This window comes from Maribacter sp. 4U21 (genome assembly GCF_002742365.1).
Lineage (GTDB): Bacteria > Bacteroidota > Bacteroidia > Flavobacteriales > Flavobacteriaceae > Maribacter.
Genome location: NZ_MDGN01000074.1, coordinates 12,944 through 30,114, shown reverse-complemented (window position 1 = coordinate 30,114; position 17,171 = coordinate 12,944). Strand labels below are relative to the sequence as shown.

General features: G+C 38.8%; 16 protein-coding genes. 6 read left to right on the top strand and 10 right to left on the bottom strand.

Annotated features, from left to right (window positions below):
* Positions 1-83: 83 nt before the first annotated feature.
* The gene (zwf, locus tag BFP77_RS15110; RefSeq protein WP_099574883.1) at positions 84-1,616 is read right to left on the bottom strand and encodes a glucose-6-phosphate dehydrogenase; all 1,533 of its coding nucleotides are present in this window, start codon (positions 1,614-1,616) and stop codon (positions 84-86) included.
* 139 nt (positions 1,617-1,755) lie between these two features.
* Between zwf and gndA the strand changes: the two genes are divergently transcribed.
* From gndA to BFP77_RS15095, 3 genes are all read left to right on the top strand, one after another.
* The gene (gene gndA / locus BFP77_RS15105) at positions 1,756-3,165 is read left to right on the top strand and encodes an NADP-dependent phosphogluconate dehydrogenase (protein ID WP_099574882.1); all 1,410 of its coding nucleotides are present in this window, start codon (positions 1,756-1,758) and stop codon (positions 3,163-3,165) included.
* Between the two features lie 105 nt (positions 3,166-3,270).
* Entirely contained in the window at positions 3,271-3,657 is a 387-nt protein-coding gene (locus BFP77_RS15100; protein WP_257212993.1) for a glyoxalase, read from the top strand.
* Positions 3,658-3,660: 3 nt separating this feature from the next.
* Entirely contained in the window at positions 3,661-4,011 is a 351-nt protein-coding gene (locus BFP77_RS15095; protein WP_099574881.1) for a ribose-5-phosphate isomerase, read from the top strand.
* Positions 4,012-4,292: 281 nt separating this feature from the next.
* On the opposite strand, the gene BFP77_RS15090 is transcribed toward BFP77_RS15095, so the two are convergent.
* From BFP77_RS15090 to rpmH, 4 genes are all read right to left on the bottom strand, one after another.
* Entirely contained in the window at positions 4,293-5,933 is a 1,641-nt protein-coding gene (locus BFP77_RS15090; protein WP_099574880.1) for a serine hydrolase domain-containing protein, read from the bottom strand.
* A gap of 100 nt (positions 5,934-6,033) precedes the next feature.
* Positions 6,034-6,810: a helix-turn-helix domain-containing protein gene (locus BFP77_RS15085; protein WP_257212992.1), complete on the bottom strand. Its 777-nt coding sequence runs from the start codon at positions 6,808-6,810 to the stop codon at positions 6,034-6,036.
* Positions 6,811-7,252: 442 nt separating this feature from the next.
* Positions 7,253-10,105: a carbamoyl-phosphate synthase large subunit gene (carB, locus tag BFP77_RS15080; protein WP_099574878.1), complete on the bottom strand. Its 2,853-nt coding sequence runs from the start codon at positions 10,103-10,105 to the stop codon at positions 7,253-7,255.
* A gap of 89 nt (positions 10,106-10,194) precedes the next feature.
* A complete protein-coding gene (gene rpmH, locus BFP77_RS15075; protein ID WP_027067351.1) occupies positions 10,195-10,362 on the bottom strand; it encodes a 50S ribosomal protein L34 in 168 nt (55 codons plus the stop codon).
* Positions 10,363-10,600: 238 nt separating this feature from the next.
* Between rpmH and BFP77_RS15070 the strand changes: the two genes are divergently transcribed.
* A complete protein-coding gene (locus BFP77_RS15070) occupies positions 10,601-11,116 on the top strand; it encodes a hypothetical protein (RefSeq protein ID WP_099574877.1) in 516 nt (171 codons plus the stop codon).
* Positions 11,117-11,344: 228 nt separating this feature from the next.
* On the opposite strand, the gene BFP77_RS15065 is transcribed toward BFP77_RS15070, so the two are convergent.
* Complete coding sequence (locus BFP77_RS15065; protein WP_099574876.1) at positions 11,345-12,301, bottom strand: lytic transglycosylase domain-containing protein; 957 nt, start codon at positions 12,299-12,301, stop codon at positions 11,345-11,347.
* Positions 12,302-12,345: 44 nt separating this feature from the next.
* The gene (locus tag BFP77_RS15060; RefSeq protein WP_099574875.1) at positions 12,346-13,008 is read right to left on the bottom strand and encodes an alpha/beta fold hydrolase; all 663 of its coding nucleotides are present in this window, start codon (positions 13,006-13,008) and stop codon (positions 12,346-12,348) included.
* 172 nt (positions 13,009-13,180) lie between these two features.
* Between BFP77_RS15060 and BFP77_RS15055 the strand changes: the two genes are divergently transcribed.
* Positions 13,181-13,474: a GNAT family N-acetyltransferase gene (locus BFP77_RS15055; protein ID WP_099574874.1), complete on the top strand. Its 294-nt coding sequence runs from the start codon at positions 13,181-13,183 to the stop codon at positions 13,472-13,474.
* 29 nt (positions 13,475-13,503) lie between these two features.
* Here BFP77_RS15055 and mtaB read toward each other — a convergent pair whose 3' ends face one another.
* From mtaB to BFP77_RS15040, 3 genes are all read right to left on the bottom strand, one after another.
* A complete protein-coding gene (gene mtaB / locus BFP77_RS15050) occupies positions 13,504-14,832 on the bottom strand; it encodes a tRNA (N(6)-L-threonylcarbamoyladenosine(37)-C(2))-methylthiotransferase MtaB (RefSeq protein ID WP_099574873.1) in 1,329 nt (442 codons plus the stop codon).
* Between the two features lie 27 nt (positions 14,833-14,859).
* A complete protein-coding gene (locus tag BFP77_RS15045) occupies positions 14,860-16,035 on the bottom strand; it encodes a GlmU family protein (RefSeq protein WP_099574872.1) in 1,176 nt (391 codons plus the stop codon).
* Positions 16,036-16,173: 138 nt separating this feature from the next.
* On the bottom strand, positions 16,174-16,455 hold the full coding sequence (locus BFP77_RS15040) for a type B 50S ribosomal protein L31 (RefSeq protein ID WP_099575127.1): 282 nt from the start codon (positions 16,453-16,455) through the stop codon (positions 16,174-16,176).
* Between the two features lie 181 nt (positions 16,456-16,636).
* Here BFP77_RS15040 and BFP77_RS15035 point away from each other — a divergent pair, with 181 nt between their 5' ends.
* Positions 16,637-17,161, top strand: coding sequence for a DUF4199 domain-containing protein (locus tag BFP77_RS15035; RefSeq protein ID WP_099574871.1), 525 nt, complete (start codon positions 16,637-16,639; stop codon positions 17,159-17,161).
* Positions 17,162-17,171: the final 10 nt, after the last annotated feature.

Genomic DNA, 17,171 nt, shown 5'->3' with positions numbered 1-17,171 from the left:
TTTAAAAATCAGGTTTCGACTCCGCCAAACCAGCAATTCAACTTAACTAATCTGTGGAGACTCCTATCTCTTTACTCCTTAAATTAGCAAAGCACGCAGAAACCAGGGTCATCCGTTAAATTAGGGCCTGGATTTCTCCATGAACCTATTCCGTCAATGAGTTCATCCGCATTTTCAGGTCCCCAAACACCGGCAGCATAACCGTACATACGTACGTCCTTTCCGGTTTTCCAGTAGTCCAGAATAGGGTCTACGAATTCCCAAGCCGCCTCTACTTCATCTGCTCTGGCATACAAGGTCGCATCTCCTTGCATGGCATCCAAAAGCAAGCGTTCATAGGCCTCCATAACTTTTGTTTCTGCCAGGCTATCATAATAAAAATCAAGATTGGCGCGCTCCACCTTGAAACCTTGTCCCGGAACTTTCACCCCGAACTTTACCAAAATACCTTCATCTGGCTGTATGCGTATGATTAGTTTATTATCCTTGTTGTGCATACCGGTATCCTGAAAAATTTGATGATGCGGCGTCTTAAAATGGATGACCACCTCTGTGGCTTTAGTGGGCATTCTTTTGGCGGTACGTACATAGAACGGAACATCTTTCCAACGCCAATTATCCACATAAAATTTAATGGCCGCATAGGTCTCCGTTAAGGAATCTTCCGCTACACCTTCTTCTTCCCGATATCCCTTGACCGCCTTACCATCTATGTTCGATGCCATATATTGGGCTCTAATGGTATGGTCGTGCAGGGTTTTAGCATCCTTCATTTTTCGTAAGGACTTTAATGCCTTTACTTTCTCATTGCGTATTTCCTCTGGCTGATCGCCTATCGGTGGTTCCATGACCACCAACGATACTATTTGTAACAGGTGGTTTTGAAACATATCCCGTAATGCACCGGACTTGTCATAGTAACCACCTCTTTTCTCAACACCCACACTTTCCGCATTGGTTATCTCCACATGGTGTATATAGTTCCTGTTCCACAAGGGCTCAAAAATACTATTCGCAAAACGTGTAACTAACAGGTTTTGAACGGTCTCCTTGCCCAAATAATGATCAATCCTGTAAATCTGATTTTCGTTAAAATACTGCTGCAGACCATTGTTCAGTTGTTGGGCCGTCTCTAGGCTATAGCCAAAAGGTTTTTCAACGATTAGTCGTTTCCAACCGTTGTTTTGAGTACTTAAACCGGCATCGGAGAGACTCTTGGCAATGGATTCGTACAAGGTTGGAGGTGTGGACAGGTAATACATAATGTTGCCTTCCGTCTTTTTATTATCGTTCAGCTCATGAATACGCTTTTTCAGACCTGAATAATCTCCGTCATAAGTGTCACCCAAATCCTCATAAAAGAATTTAGAAGCAAAAGTCTTCATCTTCTTTTCAGAAACATCCTTACTCTTTTCTTTGAGGTATTCACTTTCTAGGACTACCTTATCTCGAAACGCTTCATCGCTCATATTACTACGGCTCGCTCCTAGAACCACAAAATTTTTTGGTAGTTGGTCGGCCTTGAAAAGGTTAAAAAGCGCAGGTACTAATTTTCTGGCCGTTAAATCGCCCGAAGCGCCAAAAATAACCAACATTTGGTTTTGATTTTTTTTCATAAAGGAACATCTTAATCGTGTATAAAAGTATCGAAAAGAAAAGGCAATAGCAACGAGTTTATGGTAAGATAATCCCTTGTAAAGATATTTTCGTTTATTTTTGATTGAATAGAATTTTATTTTAAACAAGTAGTAAAATATGGAGCAGAAATATGATTTTGGATTGGTAGGATTGGGTGTAATGGGCAGAAACTTTATCCTCAACGTTGCAGATAACGGTTTTACCGCCTTTGGTAATGATTTGGATACGGAAAAAGTAAGTGCGCTTATTGAAGAAGGAGGAGACAAAACTAAAGTGGACGCCACGACCGATGCCAAGGTTTTCATCAATGCACTGTCCAAACCCCGTAAAATTATGCTTCTAGTCCCTGCTGGGAAGGTGGTGGATATTGTTATAGAAAACCTGCTTCCAGATTTGGAGGAAGGCGATATTATTATAGACGGTGGCAATTCTTTCTTTACCGATACGGACAGACGCGAAGCGTATTTATCCCAAAAAGGAATTAACTTTTTTGGGGCTGGCGTGTCCGGTGGTGCAAAAGGGGCCAGAAAAGGACCTAGCATCATGCCCGGGGGCAATAAAGAAGCTTATCAGCATGTAAAACCTATTTTTGAGGCCGTATCCGCCAAGTACAAAGATGAGCCTTGTGTGGCCTATCTAGGGCCAAAATCTGCGGGAAACTACGTGAAGATGGTGCATAATGGTATTGAATACGGATTAATGCAGCTGACCTCGGAAATTTATGATGTACTCAAAAAAGGAGGTGACTTTTCCAATGATGAATTGCACGCTACCTATGCCAAATGGAACGAAGGCCGCCTACAGTCTTTTCTGGTAGAAATAACCTCTGAAATATTTGAACAGGAAGATGATTTGGGCGATGGACGACTCGTTGATAAAATACTGGATAAGGCGAAGCAAAAGGGAACTGGAAAGTGGACCAGCCAAAACGCGATGGATTTAGGTATCCCCGTACCCTCTATAGATGTGGCGGTAAGCATGCGTGAAATTTCCGCTCTTAAGGATGAACGCATTAAAGCGGATGCGTTGTATGACTGCCCCAAAGTGGCGCATATGGATAAAGCCAAACTGGAGAAATTAAGTGAAGAGGCACTTTACTTTTCTTTTATAATTACTTATGCGCAAGGCCTTCACCAACTTGCAGATGCTTCCAAAGAATACGGGTACGAACTGGATATTGCGGTAATTGCCAAAATATGGCGGGCAGGTTGTATTATCCGTGCCGGACTTTTAGCAGATATCACCGAAGCATTTAAAGCAGATGCCAAATTACCTAACCTGTTGCTTTCCCCTACCTTTGTTAAGAAGGTTCAAGGTACCGTTGACGCGGCTCGGGAACTGGTCGCTTATGGCGCAACGAACGGAATACCCTTACCGGGACTTTCCAATTCACTTACGTATTTTGATGCCTATACGTCTTCCAGACTACCGTTGAACCTTATACAAGCACAACGCGATTATTTTGGCTCGCATACCTATGAGCGTTTGGACAAAGAAGGTGTTTTTCATACAGAATGGGAGGATTAGAAGAATATGTCATTTAGTTGAGCGTATTACTATTTTTCACAAAAGGTTATCAGTTGGAAAGTATAAAGTTGAAATTTTCACCTTGTAACATTAATGAGGCTTTGAATGAGTAAAAAAATCAAAATGAAACTTTCCGGAAAATCCATTAGAACTTTTATTGGCGCTAAGGATTATACTATTTCCAGAAATTTCTATAACGATTTAGGGTTTCAGGAAATCGTAACCTCTGAAAACATGTCCTATTTCTTTAGTGGGGATTTCGGGTTCTACTTACAAGACGCTTATGTAAAGGATTGGGTAGATAATTCCATGGTTTTCTTTGAGGTTACTGATTTAACAAGCACCTTAACGCACATCAAAAGCCTAAATCTAACGGAAAAATACGATAAGGTTCGCTTATCGAAAATTGTTCATAACGATTGGGGAAGCGAGTTCTTTCTCCACGACCCTAGCGGTATCTTATGGCATTTTGGAAAATTCAAAGCCCACTGATCGTTGCCAAAAATACAGTACTACATATATGTTATAGAACTCTCTAAAAAGGTTTTTACCGAAAATAGAAAGTTCAGAGAAGCCAATCCGCAATTTAATGGCGTACTGGAATGTTTATATGTCGGTATGACCAGTAAAAGTCCCAAGGAACGTTTTGAGCAACATAAAACAGGTTATAGAAACTCAAAAGGACATAAATTATCCGCCAATATCGTTCAAAAATATGGACTATACCTTCGTGGTAGTTTATACAACCACATAGCTCCATTATCCAATAGGGCAGCGGCCTTAAAAATGGAAGAAACCTTAGCCTTGGAACTACGACGCAAAAAATATGCCGTCTGGTTCAATTAACCCCTATCTTAAACCTTTACCAATTTTCGTAGTCCTATTGAAAATATAAAATCTAAGATTATGAAAAAGTCCCTTATTTTACTAATCGTTATGTCAATGTGTGGTCTTAGCTCGTGTGCCACAAGAATTAGAACTACAGCGCCTACACGCGTGGTTACCGTCCAAAAAAGACCTGTAAATTATACCCTTATTAAAGTGAACGGGAAACGGTATTACCGATGGAATGGCAAAAACTATACTAAAACAAAAAGAGGGTATGTATTAGTTAGGAATTAAAAGAATCATTCCGTTTGCAAGAGCGCCGGTAAAATGTAGTTGACGAGCATTGTATCTACCTGAGCATGTGCATAAGGTATGCCAAAAGCTTGTGCAGTAATTACGATTACAAACGGTATATCTTTGAAAATAAATATTTTATTGCCGCCGTAGCCCGTACAGAAAGCAACTTCGTAGTCTTTATTGTTTACAGTATAAACCCTATTCCAGAATAAATAACCGTAAAAACTAGATTCGTCATAGGGTTGTTTCACTTGTTTTGAAAGGCTTTTCTCAACCCATAGCTCGGGAAGTAGTTGTTCGGAATTCCATAGGCCCTTATTCTTGTACAATTGTCCAAATTTGGCATAATCCAAAGAGCGTAGCTGCAAGCCTCCTGCTGTGTTTCCAACTTTCGTAGGCGTATACTGCCATCTATAATTTTCAATTCCCAAAGGGGCAAAGAGTTTCTTATCACTATAAGAGACCAATCCTTTTGGAACGGATTTATGAATTATGTCTCCTAAAACAACAACTCCTGCGGTAAAATAATCATAGTCTTTCCCTATTTCCTTTTTATGGTCCATAGGAAGGTTCAGGGCGAATTTCACCCAATCTTCTGTAGGATACATGTTTTCCTCATTCCCTGGAGAATCATAATCGTCATCGTCCCCTGTAAAACCCGAACTCATGGTCAAAAGTGATTTTAAGGTGACGTTCTCTTTTGCTTTACTATAGTTTTTATAGTCCTTTAGGTTATAAAATTCTCCAAGTTTCATCTGCTCATCTTTTATATAACCTTCTTCTATGGCTATTCCCATAATTGCTGATGCAAACGATTTACCTACCGAGCGAGTATTATGTAGCGTATCCCTTTCAGCACCATTGAAGTATTCTTCCAATAACAACTTCCCATCTTTAATGGCTACCAAACTAGTTATTGCTTCAAATTTGTTCTGAGCAATTTTTTTATTTAAATCTTCAATCTTCTTGCTATCGAAATTACTCCTAGACAATGGCCAACCGCTGTTTGCTTCAATAGGTTGAATGGCAACCAAATTCTCATCTACTGGAATTTCATGAACATGGACTTTTAGTTCTCCTTGAGCCAGTAATGAACCGATTTTTAATTCCGATGATTGTACATAGGGCCTGACTTCAATTTTTAAACGGTGCTCACCTTCTGATAATAAATCCTCGCCACCTGACATTTTCATAAACCGAAGCCATAAATACCAACCCCAGAAATCTATTCTTTCAGGGTGCATCAGAGGTATACGATGCTCCAGTTGCTTCGTTTTAGACAACACTGTTCCTGCCCCTGACTGTAAATTTTGCGTGTAGGCCAATTCATCGTCCACATAGATTACAAACTGAAAATTACCGCTTTGCAAAAGTTGCTCTTGAGACCAAGTCGGTTCTAGTTTTTGTAGACTTTTTAAGAGCGGTGCCGAAAGTTCAAAACTAATACTCAAGTTTTGATTATCTGGCATATCCAGTTCTGAAGTATATTCTAAGTTCTCCGCTGTTGTGTCCAGAAAGGATTGGGTAGAGAAATGGATTGTAGCAACTTCATCAGACTGCTTAGCGGATAGTTTTGCCTTATTTTGACAAGAACAGAAGGAAACAATTATTGATGAAATTAAAAGTTTGATGATGTTTGACATGTTTTTGTTTTTGATTGATGACTGGTGCGTCAAACTTAGAAATATAAGCCAAGTCAAACGTGCCAAACTATAATCTGGCACTAGTTTTAGAGTGATAAAGCTATCTTAGAAGTGATTTTTTATACTCAAACGGGGTTACGCCTTTTGCTTCTTTGAAAACCCTATTAAATGTGGTTTTTGAGTTGAAACCGCATTCGAAGGAAATTCCCAAGAGGGTAATATGATTATATTCAGGATTCCCAAGGCGCTTAATCACTGCATTGATGCGATAATCGTTTACAAAATCAGAAAAGCTTTTTCCAGTGCCTTCATTAATAATTTTAGATAGCTTATTTGGATGTATTCCCAAACTATCTGCCAAAGAAGTTAAGGTTAGCTCCGGATTCAAGTAATATAGATTTAGCTCCATTTGGGCAATAAGCCAATTAGCCTTATTCACAATATCCTCGGTTGGCGCTACCTTCGTTATTTTTGGTTGCGATTTTTGTTCCAACAAAATTACTTCAGGTTTTAAATAAGCCTCTACACTTATCCATATAGTAATGACGGACATTAGAATATAAATTGGATAATAATCTGGAATATCTAGGGTAAAATTGAACAGAAGAAAATCTACCAGCGTATAAGGAATCCAAAGTAACCATAATAAGGTGAAAATGAACAACAGTCTATACAACCAGCTTAAACTATATTCAGAATCATTACTATAGTTATTCTGTAACCAAGTATGGTACTTTTTGATTTCTTTTAAAGCCAGAATACTGTAGGTGACAACAGAACAAATAGCAAGTAATTGAACTATAGGTACAAATGTAAAGAAAGTGTTGGTGGAGGTTGCCAAGATGTTTTTTGCTATAGCCTCAGAGGAAACCATCATATGAACTACCAACTCTAATAGAACAGGAATAAAATGAAGCCAATTTTTGCGGGTAAACGCGAAATTAACGTCGGTGATATTTTTAGTATAAAAATAAAACAACGGACCCAGGGCCAGTGAAAAATTCAAAGGAATCAAATAGAATTTAGGTGCGTATCTAAAAAAATCCAAATCATGGCTTAATACCCAAATATTCCATGAAACTATAACTAATGAAGCGAAGCCTAAAAACCGATTAGCTCTTTGGTTTATGCGCTTAGAAAATATTAGCAAGAGACTAAAGGTAAGACCTATAAATACGGAGGCCAGAATAAGCAGGTTAAATATGTTTATTTGAAAATCCAATATATGATAACGTTATACAACAAGTAAAAATAGTGAATCCCCGACAGTAGCCGCTATCGGCAATCTATCGGGGATTTATATTTACTTAAATTAAATGTTACTTACTCAAATACATTTTTCTTCTCGCGTAAAGGTTATAGAATTCATCATCCTTTAAACTGTCAATGAAAAGAATACTTTCTCCTGTACTCTTCATTTCCGGACCTAAATTCTTATTTACGTTAGGAAATTTGTTGAAAGAGAAAACCGGTTGTTTAATGGCATAACCCTCTAATTGCGGATTAAAATCAAAATCCTTGATTTTTTTCTCTCCTAACATCACTTTAGTGGCATAGTTTACATAGGGTTCCTTATATGCCTTTGCAATAAACGGAACCGTTCTTGATGCACGAGGATTGGCCTCAATGATATAGACCATGTCATCCTTAATCGCAAATTGAATATTTATCAAACCTACCGTATTAAGAGCCAAGGCAATTTTTCTAGTATGATCCTTAATCTGCTGCATCACAAACTCCCCTAAGTTAAATGGTGGTAAGGTAGCGTTGGAATCTCCGGAATGAATACCGCAAGGCTCAATATGCTCCATGATACCAATGATGTAAACATCCTTGCCGTCACAAATAGCATCTGCTTCTGCTTCGATGGCGCCATCTAGATAATGATCCAATAGTAGTTTGTTATTTGGAATCTTACGCAATAAATCCACCACGTGTTCTTCCAACTCTTCCTTATTGATTACAATTTTCATTCCTTGACCTCCCAATACGTACGAAGGTCTTACCAATAAGGGAAAGTTGAGCTTATCGGCGAGCTGTAGGGCCTCATCCGCGGTTTCTGCCACACCAAATTCTGGAAAAGGAATATTATTCTCCTTTAACAAGGTGGAGAAACTTCCTCTATCCTCAGCTAAATCGAGCGACTCAAAGCTGGTGCCAATAATCTTAATTCCGTATTTGGATAGTTTTTCGGCAAGCTTTAGAGCGGTCTGTCCACCCAATTGAACGATTACTCCTTCAGGTTTCTCATGACGGATGATATCGTAAATATGTTCCCAGAAAACCGGCTCAAAATACAATTTATCCGCCGTATCAAAATCTGTGGAAACCGTTTCTGGATTACAGTTAATCATTATGGTTTCATAACCGCATTCCGCCGCGGCCAATACACCGTGCACACAACAGTAATCAAACTCAATACCCTGCCCTATCCTGTTTGGGCCAGAACCTAGTACAACTATTTTCTTCTTATCGGTAACGATACTATCGTTCTCAACATATCTGGTACCGTCCGGTGTTTCTATTTCTTCTTCAAAAGTAGAATAGTAATAAGGGGTCATTGCTTTAAACTCTGCCGCACAGGTATCCACCAGTTTATAAACCCTATTAATGTTTAATTCTGTTCGTTTGTTGTAGACTTCACTCTCATAGCAGTCTAGCATATGCGCTATTTGCCTATCCGCAAAGCCTTTTTGCTTGGCCTCTAATAAGAGGTCTTTGGTCAAGGTGGCTATCGTGAATTTAGAAATCTCTTTCTCCAATTGGAACAGTTCTTCATACTGCTTCAAGAACCACATATCAATTTTTGTGATTTCATAAATTCTACTCAACGGGATTCCCATTTGAATGGCATCATAAATCACAAAAACCCTGTCCCAACTAGGTATGGTTAGCTTGCTTATAATTTGGTCGTAATCTTTATACCCTTTTCCATCAGCTCCCAATCCGTTTCTCTTGATTTCTAAAGACTGTGTAGCTTTGTGCAGTGCTTCTTGGAAAGACCTGCCTATGCCCATTACTTCTCCCACGGCTTTCATCTGTAGTCCCAAGGTACGGTCAGACCCTTCAAACTTATCAAAGTTCCAACGGGGTATCTTTACAATGACATAATCCAAGGTAGGTTCAAAGAGGGCCGAAGTAGATTTTGTAATCTGATTTTCCAACTCATCCAACGAATAACCTATAGCTAGCTTGGTGGCCACCTTGGCGATAGGATAACCCGTTGCTTTGGACGCCAAGGCCGATGATCTCGATACTCTAGGATTTATCTCAATAGCTATGATATCTTCATTTTCATCGGGGCTCACCGCAAACTGAACGTTACAACCACCTTCAAAATCACCAATGCTACGCATCATATGAATGGCCATATCACGCATTTTTTGATAGGTCTTATCCGAAAGTGTCATTGCGGGTGCCACCGTAATGGAATCCCCCGTATGGATTCCCATTGGGTCCATATTCTCAATAGCACAGATGATGACTACATTGTCATTTTTATCCCTTAGTAATTCTAATTCGTACTCTTTCCAACCCATTAGGGCCTTATCTATCATAACCTCATGTATCGGGGAAATCTCCAGACCATGACTCAACAGCGCATCAAAATCCTCGGGCTTATGAACAATTGAAGCACCCGCACCACCAAGGGTATAGGATGCTCTAATCACTAAAGGAAAACCAAATTCCTGAGCAATTTCCTTTCCTTTTAAGAACGAGGTCGCTGTTGCCTGCGGTGCCATACCCACACCAATTTTCAGCATTAGTTCGCGGAACTGCTCCCTGTCTTCGGTTATATTAATGGCATCAATATCCACACCTATCATTTGTACATCAAAATCCTCCCAGATTCCCTTTTTATCGGCTTCTATACACAAATTCAACGCTGTCTGGCCACCCATGGTAGGCAAAACGGCATCGATTTGTGGATGCTCTTTTAAGATTTCTATAATCGATTTAGTAGTCAATGGTTTTAAATAAATATGATCGGCCATAGAAGGGTCCGTCATAATTGTAGCAGGATTGCTATTTATTAAAATAGTTTCAATTCCGTCTTCCTTCAAGGAACGCAGGGATTGTGATCCGGCGTAATCAAATTCGCAAGCCTGACCAATGATTATGGGTCCTGAACCAATAATTAAAATCGAGTTTAAATCTTTTCTTTTCGGCATGTTATGATATAGTGTGTAGTTATTGGACAAAAAAAAGGTGCTACTTTTAAAAAAGTAACACCTTCAATATTTTAAAAAATTGAAATCATTTATTTCTTGTGTCTTGTTTCAGAAGATACGGTTAACTTCTTTCTTCCTTTTGCTCTTCTCCTAGCAAGAACTTTTCTACCATTTACGGAAGCCATACGCTCACGAAAACCGTGTTTATTCTTTCTCTTTCTCTTTGATGGCTGATATGTTCTTTTTTGTCCGGGCATTTTTTAAACCTTTTCGTTGTTGATACTTCACAGAATCATCTGCAAAACTGCGCGCAAATATACAAAGAGTTTTTTCTTTGACAAGTCGTTATGAAAAAAATTTTTTATTAATTCTTTACACTTCAAAACCAAGCTTTTCCCTAATTTTGCCCGAACCGATTTAAAGTAACCAAAGTACACAAATTATACGTCATTTTCAATTCCGAATTAATTTAAAGGACGTAACAAAAACAGCATCATGTTCAACAAAAATATAAAACTTGTAATAGCAGGATTAATCATTGCCTTTGCCGTTTATCAAATGATTGAAGGTTATATAGGAAATGGAATATTCCTAATTTTGTTATCACTCATCTTTGTATTCCTCTATTTCAGAAACGAGATTATACTTTTGGCCTTTCTAAGAATGCGGAAGCAAGACTTGACGGGTACCCAAAATTGGCTGAATAAAATTAAGAACCCAGAAGGAGCGCTTACCACGAAACAACAGGGTTACTACAATTATCTGCATGGTATTATCTTTTCACAGACCAATCTAACCCAAGCGGAAAAGTACTTTAAAAAAGCCTTGAAACTTGGTCTTACGATGGACTATGATGTAGCGATGGCAAAATTAAGTTTGGCGGGTATAGCTATGCAAAAAAGACGTAAAAGAGAGGCTGCCATGTTACTCAACGAAGCAAAGAAATTGGATAAAAACAATATGCTGACCGAGCAGATTAGAATGATGCAGCAGCAAATGAAGAAGATATAGTTGCAGTAGGCGGTTGTGAGTAGGCAGTTGGCGGTTGGTAAAATACTATTTTTCCTTAGCTGTGGTTGCTTTCTTGTTGACAACAAGGCGGGTTTCCTATTTCGGAAATCTATACTAATCAAAATGGCACGCTGTTGCTTTACCTTTAGAAGCAAAAATGCTCTCAGGAATTCTTACGCTATATCCTTGAGCAAAAGGAAAAATTGAATAATCTCGGTAAACGAACTACTACTTAGACTCCATATAATATCCCTTGTTCGGAATCTCGATGGTGTATTTCTTTCTAGAGTTGTTATTGAGGTGTGGCTCCCGCAACCAAGGATTGTGCCTTTTTAAAATCTTGTAGGTTATCTCGTATTCCTTTGCAAAATCCGCAAAGCTTGCTACGGGCTCATCGATTTCAACCGTGAACGTAGGTACGGCATTGTACATGTCTTCCTTTTCTATTTGAAAGCCATATTTTTCCGGATTGGAAAGTATCTCCTTTATTGCCATAATCCTAAACACGTATCTACCTGTTTCCTGTCCTAACAGCAAATCATAGTAATTATCAACTTTCTGAATTCTCATGTATTTATTGATTCCGCCCGGTCCTGCATTATAGGCTGCTGCCGTAAGCGTCCAACTCCCGTATTTATTCTTCCATTTGTTAAGGTATTCACAAGCGACCTCTGTAGACTTTTCCAAGTGGTACCTTTCATCTACGTTGGAATTGACCTCCAGACCATACTCACGACCTGTTTCCTTCATAATCTGCCAAAAACCGGTGGCACCGGCATGGGACACCACATTGGTTAAACCACTTTCAGCAACCGCTAAATATTTAAAGTCATCAGGAATTCCGTTTTTAGCCAAAATAGGTTCTATAACAGGAAAATATTTGTGGGCCCGCTTCATTAAAAGCAAAGCGTTGGACTGCCAATAGGTATTCACCAAGAACTCCCTATCCACGCGTTCCATTATTTCCGGGTCTTCCTGCGGAACTATTTCTCCGGCAAAGTTTAAATCTTCTGGAATATCAATAGATGAAATCCGGTAGGATGAAGCAACATTTTTTTCTATACTATCGTTAACAATACTCTTGGTTTCTTTACTCCCAACAGTATTGGATTTTACGGCAAAGATTAGTGTGCCCATAACAAAGACCACTCCCAAAATCATTAAAACATTCTTTAAAATCTTCATCTATCTTGCTTTTAATTACACTCAAAGGTATCAATAGAACAGTCTTATTCCAAAATAATTGTAGGTAGGTGCTCATTAAACCATTTTGCCCTATGAATTACCATGGTGTGTGTTCCGTTTTTAACGATTATGCACTGTTTGATATGCTTCACAGGAAAGACGGTATCCTTATCGCCGTGAATATGCACAAGATTTTTGTCATAAGCCGTTTGCTGCCAATTTACCATTTCATGTATGCACCAATCTATATAGTATTTGTCCCGCACGGACAGGTACTTTTCATATAGCTCCAATCTTTTCGTAACTGTTTCGCCAAATGCGTATTTGACCAGTAGTTCAACGTTGTTCACCAATCCTGTTGGCAGTAGTTTATGTACGCTTGTATAGCGTGCAAATAACATTCGCTTAGGTAATTCCGATTTTTGCTTAATGCTAGAAATGATAATTACTTTTAACACGGAAATTATTTTGGCCATTTCCTGCACCAGTAAACCTCCAAAGGAAACCCCAATTAGAACAGGACGTTGGTGTCGTACTAATTTGCACATTTCTTGGGCATACTGTGAAAGAGACTGCCCTTTAAGAGGTATAGTCCATTCTAGGATATGCAGCTCAAATTGGTCCTCAGGCAACCTAATATATTCAAAAATCTTACCGCTGGCGGCCATCCCGGGCATAAGGTAAATATGTATTTTGGAATTGACCATAATATGCGAACACCGTAAAAACTAGGAATTTAGGTATTTTTTTACTAACTTTGAAAACTATAGTTTAAAGGCCTTTTATAGGATTTTAAATCTAATTTAATCATAACAAGGAAAATTACGATTGGAGAACATCGTAATTTTTTTGTCTTATACCAACACTAAAATAAACTATATGAACGATGTTATTATTAAGGACAATGCTTTCTTGCGTCAATTCGAGACCACTGTAGAAGGTCAGCTCGCAAAAATTGAGTATTCTTCTCAGGAAAGAAAAGTGTTTTTGACCAAACTCGTAGTTCCCGAGGGAATTACCAAAGAAGGTTTCAAAGAAAATTTCATCAAATCCGTTCTTCATCACATTCAGGAAAAAAACTTAAGAGTGGTTCCTACTAGCCCTTCTATTGCTGGGTTCTTAAGGAAGAACAGACAGTACAAAGAAATGTTGCCCGTCGGCATTAGAATCTAACAAAAAGCCTCTCATCCGAGAGGCTTTTTTTATAGTATTACTTCACTATTTAAAAATTCAATAGCTACTAACCCGTCCGCTGTTATTTCTTTTAGCTTTACCTTATGCAGTGTATTGACAAGAGACGGATTCCAAGGCGTTTTTACTTTGACGTAATTTTCTGTGAATCCTTGGATATAGCCTCCCCTATTTTCACCTTCAAACAAAACCTCTAATTCCGAACCAACTTGACTTTCATAAAAAGCCCTTCGTTTTTTAACGGATAAAGCCCTTAACATTTTACTCCTTTTATTCCGTACGTTTTTAGGAACGACCCCATCCATCGTGGCGGCCTCCGTATTGTCTCTTTCGGAATACGTAAAAACATGTAGGTAAGAAATGTCTAACGCGTTCAAAAAGTGGTAGGTTTCCAGAAAGTGTGCTTCTGTTTCTCCGGGAAACCCGACGATTACATCCACACCTATACAGCAATGGGGCATTGCTTGTTTTATTCTTTGGATGCGTTCTGTATACAATGTCGTTAAATACCTACGTTTCATCAGTTTTAGAAGCGCATCGCTTCCACTCTGCAATGGAATGTGAAAATGTGGTACAAAAGTCTTGCTGTTGGCCACAAAGTCGATGGTTTCATTCTTAAGCAAGTTCGGTTCTATAGAAGAAATACGAAGCCTGCTGATTCCTTTTACTTGATCTAAAGCTTTAACTAGGTCTAAAAAAGTATGCTCGTGTTTTTTGTTTCCAAATTCGCCTTTACCATAGTCCCCAATGTTTACCCCGGTCAGCACAATTTCCTTAATTCCTTGACTAGCTATCTCAGCAGCATTGTGTAGGACATTCGCTAAAGCATCACTTCTAGAGATGCCTCTTGCCAAGGGTATGGTGCAATAAGTACATTTATAATCGCATCCGTCCTGTACCTTTAAAAAAGCCCTAGTTCTGTCTCCTATGGCATAACTACCTACGTAAAAATCGGCATCGGCTATCTCACAAGAATGAACTTCTCCAAAATCATTTTTAGAAAGGTCATTAATGTAATCCCCGATTTTAAATTTTTCCGTCGCACCCAATACGAGGTCAACACCATCTACGGCAGCAAGCTCTTCGGGTTTTAGTTGTGCGTAACACCCTACCGCAGCAATAAAGGCTTCCGGATTTCCCTTCTGCGCTTGTTTTACAATCGTTTTAAACTTTTTGTCCGCATTATCGGTTACGGAGCAAGTATTAATAACATACATGTCCGCTCTCTCGGAAAAGTCTACACGCTCAAAACCATCTTTCACCAAATTCCTTCCTATCGTGGAAGTTTCGGAAAAATTAAGCTTACAGCCCAATGTATAAAATGCTACTTTCTTGCTCATGTCTTTTACCTCATATTTGAAAGAGAACTAGTACTTACGCCATTTCTTGGTTTCTTCAAATACATGATTTAATATAGCCGCTTGAATCTCATTAAACGCTACTCCCCTTCTTGCCATCATCACCTTTGCCGCCTCAAAGGCTTTGTTCGGCATATAGGTAGAAAAGCCGGAGGCTCCTCCCCAACTGAAACTGGGTATAAAATTCCTGGGAAAGCCTGGCGTATACACGTTAACGTTCACCCCTACTACCGTACCCGTATTCAACATGGTATTGATAGCCGTCTTACTATGGTCGCCCATCATGAGGCCACAAAATTGCAGGCCTGTCTGTTCAAATTTCTCCGTAGCGTAATTCCACAAACGTACTTTGGCATAATTATTCTTCAGGTTGGAATTATTGGAATCCGCGCCAATATTACACCATTCCCCAAGTACCGCATTTCCCAGATATCCTTCGTGACCTTTACTGGAGTAACCAAAAATGACCGAATTGCTTACCTCGCCACAAACTTTAGAATGTGGCCCAATGGTTGTTGGTCCATAAAGTTTACCACCCATTTTAATGATAGCATTGGCACATAAAGCCAAACCTCCCCTGACGAGACTTCCTTCCCAAATTTCCGCGTTTTTACCTATGTAAATGGGCCCATCGGTGGCATTAAGAATACTGTACTCCACCTTTGCACCTTCTTCTAAAAAAATACGCTCTGGGTGAATAAGACTATTCGTTCTTGAAATAGGTTGAGATAACCTACCCTTGGTCAGAAACTCAAAATCTGCCTGTAGTGCCACACCATTTTTGGAAAAGATATCCCAAGTGTGCTCTATATTTAGAATAGCAGCCTCGAATACAACTTTATCCATAGCGTCAATAGCTTCTTCTTGTAATACCGCACTGGAACGATAGGCTACCAACCCTTCATTAGAAAATAGCGCCTGATTCTCTTTGATTTCTTTAACTGCAGTAACTAGTTGCTCATTAGGTAAAAAAGACGCATTTACAAACACGTTATCCTTTTCTAAGATCAAAGGATATTTTACGCGCAAATAGTCCTCCGTATCATATGAAAAACCAGCTTTTAGATAAGCCTCCCATTTTTCTTTTATGGTCATAATCCCTATCCTGATTTCCCCTACTGGTCTCGTAAAAGTGAAAGGCAATAGATTATTCCTTACCGAGCCATCAAAAAGAATATAGTTCATGAAATATTTTTTTGCAAAATTAACTATTCTGAAGCTTCTTTAAAGAATTCTTGACCAAGGGCAAGAAACTTAGTTGTTCTAAAACAAAAAACGCCCTCGATATATAATCAAGGGCGTTTATTTATCCGTAAGAAAATTTTACTCGTCCTCTTTTGCCTTGTCAGCTTCAGGTTTAGCAAATTTCTTGTACTTGTTCTTAAATTTATCAATACGTCCTGCCGTATCCAAGAATTTAGCCTTACCAGTGTAAAACGGGTGAGATGTTCTAGAAATCTCCAATTTAACCAAAGGGTATTCTACGCCATCCACTTCTACCGTTTCCTTGGTATCCGCAGTGGATTTGGTTAAAAACACTTCATCGTTAGACATGTCCTTGAAGGCAACTAATCTATAATTTTCTGGGTGTATTCCTTTTTGCATTGTTTCAAACTTTAACGCACCCATTCCGACGGGCACTGGCTTTAAAGCTGCAAATTTAGTTATTTTCTAGAAATAGGCAATTTATTAATTCAAAAAAGATGAAATAATTTTGTACATTAATCGTAACATTTTATTAGAAAAACATACCAACTACATAAATCAACCTTAAATAAACACAATTATGGAAGAAAATCAACCTAAAACAGGAAAATACGCACTTAATTACGGACTTATACTGGGAGCAGTTAATGTCGTTTTTGCATTTATGCTTTACACTGCAGATATGCACTATCAGGGTGGCGCAGCAATTATGCTCATTAGTGTTGCCTTGATGTTAGCAGCAGTCGTATTTGCTATGATTCAATTTAAAAAAGCGAATAATGGATTTATGTCCTTTGGACAAGCGCTAAAAATTGGAGTTGGCGTTTGTTTAGTCGGCGGTGTCATCGGTATTATATTCAATCAACTTATGGCGAACGTAATTGACCCGGAAATGATGACCAAGGCGATGGAGTACCAAAAAGGTCAATTAATGGAAACCACCTCCCTTACACCTGATCAAATTGAACAGCAGCTTGAAATGCAAAAAAAGTTTACTACGCCGTCCATGCAGATTATTTTTGGCCTCATATTTACGATAATAATTGGCTTCTTGGTATCACTTATTCCGGCCTTGGTACTAAAAAAACAGGAAAATCTAGACTAAGTTTGTACTT